General features: G+C 57.6%; 2 rRNA genes. Both read right to left on the bottom strand.

Annotated features, from left to right (window positions below):
• Positions 1 to 14: 14 nt before the first annotated feature.
• Positions 15 to 131 (bottom strand): 5S ribosomal RNA (rrf, locus tag ACFYOS_RS36255).
• Between the two features lie 91 nt (positions 132 to 222).
• Positions 223 to 3332: ribosomal RNA gene (locus ACFYOS_RS36250) — 23S ribosomal RNA — on the bottom strand.
• Between the last annotated feature and the right edge of the window lie 341 nt (positions 3333 to 3673).

Below are 3673 nucleotides of genomic sequence, written 5' to 3'. Positions count from 1 at the left end.
TGACTGGAAAGTTTGTCCGGCGGTGTCCTACTCTCCCACACCCTCCCGAGTGCAGTACCATCGGCGCTGGAGGGCTTAGCTTCCGGGTTCGGAATGTTACCGGGCGTTTCCCCTCCGCCATGACCGCCGTAACTCTATCGACATGTCAAACAACCACCGCGAACACTCGCTGGTGTTGTTGTTCGTTTGTCGGGAGTTGCACAGTGGACGCGTAGCAGCTTAGTAGTCAAGTCCTCGGCCTATTAGTACCGGTCAACTGAACCCGTTACCGGGCTTACATTTCCGGCCTATCAACCCAGTCGTCTAGCTGGGGGCCTTACCCACCCAAAGGGTGGTGGGATACCTCATCTTGAAGCGAGCTTCCCGCTTAGATGCTTTCAGCGGTTATCCCTTCCGAACGTAGCTAACCAGCCGTGCCCCTGGCGGGACAACTGGCACACCAGAGGTTCGTCCGTCCCGGTCCTCTCGTACTAGGGACAGCCCTTCTCAAGTATCCTACGCGCACGGCGGATAGGGACCGAACTGTCTCACGACGTTCTAAACCCAGCTCGCGTACCGCTTTAATGGGCGAACAGCCCAACCCTTGGGACCTGCTACAGCCCCAGGATGCGACGAGCCGACATCGAGGTGCCAAACCATCCCGTCGATATGGACTCTTGGGGAAGATCAGCCTGTTATCCCCGGGGTACCTTTTATCCGTTGAGCGACACCGCTTCCACATGCCAGTGCCGGATCACTAGTCCCGACTTTCGTCCCTGCTCGACCTGTCAGTCTCACAGTCAAGCTCCCTTGTGCACTTGCACTCAACACCTGATTGCCAACCAGGCTGAGGGAACCTTTGGGCGCCTCCGTTACCCTTTAGGAGGCAACCGCCCCAGTTAAACTACCCACCAGACACTGTCCCTGAACCGGATAACGGTCCGAAGTTAGATACCCAAATCAACCAGAGTGGTATTTCAAGATTGCCTCCACCCATACTGGCGTATGAGCTTCACCGGCTCCCACCTATCCTACACAAGCTAATTCGGATACCAATGTCAAGCTATAGTAAAGGTCCCGGGGTCTTTCCGTCCTGCCGCGCGTAACGAGCATCTTTACTCGTAATGCAATTTCGCCGGGCCTGTGGTTGAGACAGTGGGGAAGTCGTTACGCCATTCGTGCAGGTCGGAACTTACCCGACAAGGAATTTCGCTACCTTAGGATGGTTATAGTTACCACCGCCGTTTACTGGCGCTTAAGTTCTCCGCTTCGCCCCGAAGAGCTAACAGGTCCCCTTAACGTTCCAGCACCGGGCAGGCGTCAGTCCATATACATCGAATTACTTCTTCGCATGGACCTGTGTTTTTAGTAAACAGTCGCTTCCCCCTGCTCTCTGCGGCCATACAACGCTCCACCCGCGCGGGGCTTCACGTCTCCGGCCCCCCTTCTCCCTAAGTTACGGGGGCAATTTGCCGAGTTCCTTAACCACAGTTCGCCCGATCGCCTCGGTATTCTCTACCTGACCACCTGTGTCGGTTTGGGGTACGGGCCGCTAAGAACTCGCTAGAGGCTTTTCTCGGCAGCATAGGATCACTGACTTCACCTGAATCGGCTCGGCATCACGTCTCAGCCTATATGCGCCGCGGATTTGCCTACGGCACGGCCTACACGCTTACCCCGGCACAACCACCGGCCGGGCTCAGCTACCTTCCTGCGTCACCCCATCGCTTGACTACTACCCGCCAGGTTCCCACGCTCACCAGTATCAGTCCGAAGACCTCCACCAGCTCGGGTGGTTAGCACAACGAGGTTCATCAGGGTCGCTCTTTCGCGGGTACGGGAATATCAACCCGTTGTCCATCGACTACGCCTCTCGGCCTCGCCTTAGGTCCCGACTCACCCAGGGCGGATTAGCCTGGCCCTGGAACCCTTGGTCATCCGGCGGAAGGGTTTCTCACCCTTCTTTCGCTACTCATGCCTGCATTCTCACTCGTGCCGCGTCCACAACTAGGTCACCCCGTTGCTTCACCCCCGGCACGACGCTCCCCTACCCATCCACACACCTGCACCAGATATCAAGACCTGGCGAGGTCAATATGTGAATGCCACAGCTTCGGCGGTGTGCTTGAGCCCCGCTACATTGTCGGCGCGGAACCACTTGACCAGTGAGCTATTACGCACTCTTTAAAGGGTGGCTGCTTCTAAGCCAACCTCCTGGTTGTCTATGCGACTCCACATCCTTTTCCACTTAGCACACGCTTAGGGGCCTTAGCTGGTGATCTGGGCTGTTTCCCTCTCGACTACGAAGCTTATCCCCCGCAGTCTCACTGCCGCGCTCTCACTTACCGGCATTCGGAGTTTGGCTGATTTCGGTAAGCTTGTGGGCCCCCTAGACCATCCAGTGCTCTACCTCCGGCAAGAAACACGCGACGCTGCACCTAAATGCATTTCGGGGAGAACCAGCTATCACGGAGTTTGATTGGCCTTTCACCCCTAACCACAGGTCATCCCCCAACTTTTCAACGTTGGTGGGTTCGGCCCTCCACGCGGTCTTACCCGCGCTTCAGCCTGCCCATGGCTAGATCACTCCGCTTCGGGTCTAGAGCATGCGACTCAAACGCCCTATTCAGACTCGCTTTCGCTACGGCTCCCCCACACGGGTTAACCTCGCCACATGCCACTAACTCGCAGGCTCATTCTTCAAAAGGCACGCCGTCACCCCGCAAGGCTCCGACGGATTGTAGGCGAACGGTTTCAGGTACTATTTCACTCCCCTCCCGGGGTACTTTTCACCATTCCCTCACGGTACTCGTCCGCTATCGGTCACCAGGAAGTATTTAGGCTTACCAGGTGGTCCTGGCAGATTCACGGCAGATTTCAGGGGTCCGCCGCTACTCGGGAACACCCACAGGAGACCAGCCACTTTCACCTACCGGACTATCACCGCCTACGGTTGGCTTTTCCACACCATTCGGCTAGCAGCTGGCTTTGTAACTCCTCCAACAGTTGTCAGCCTGTTGAGCAGGGTCCCACAACCCCGACCACGCAACCCCTGACAGGTATCACACGCAGCCGGTTTAGCCTCAATCCGCTTTCGCTCGCCACTACTCACGGAATCACTATTTGTTTTCTCTTCCTACGGGTACTGAGATGTTTCACTTCCCCGCGTTCCCCCCACACACCCTATGTGTTCAGGTGCGGGTGACACCACATGACTGGTGCCGGGTTTCCCCATTCGGACACCCTGGGATCACAGCTTGGTTGACAGCTCCCCCAGGCCTATCGCGGCCTCCCACGTCCTTCATCGGCTCCTGGTGCCAAGGCATCCACCGTTCGCCCTTGACAACTTGACCACAAAGATGCTCGCGTCCACTGTGCAATTCTCAACAAACGACCAACCCACAACCCGAACCGCCCCACACCTATGACCCCCCGCAAGGGATCCCGGTTTGCGAGGCCAGGTCGTGCCTGGCGCCGGCGGAGCTCCGCTCCGCTCACGGCTCTGAAAGACAACCGAAGTTGTTCTTTCAGGACCCAACAGGGTGCTTTACATCCCTCCCCAGCCGCACCAGGACTTCGTTCCACACCACACGAGGTGGCCGTACTAGAAGGAACCCGGCCGTTGCCAGGGAAAGACTCGCCAGTGTCTCCGCCATTGAGCACCCCACCACCACATTCGGGCGGCGCGGGCTCC

Origin of the sequence: Micromonospora sp. NPDC005806 (genome assembly GCF_042871425.1) — a bacterium.
GTDB lineage: Bacteria > Actinomycetota > Actinomycetes > Mycobacteriales > Micromonosporaceae > Micromonospora.
Note: the sequence above shows the minus strand (reverse complement) of the source record. Positions and strands in the feature narration are given on the sequence as shown.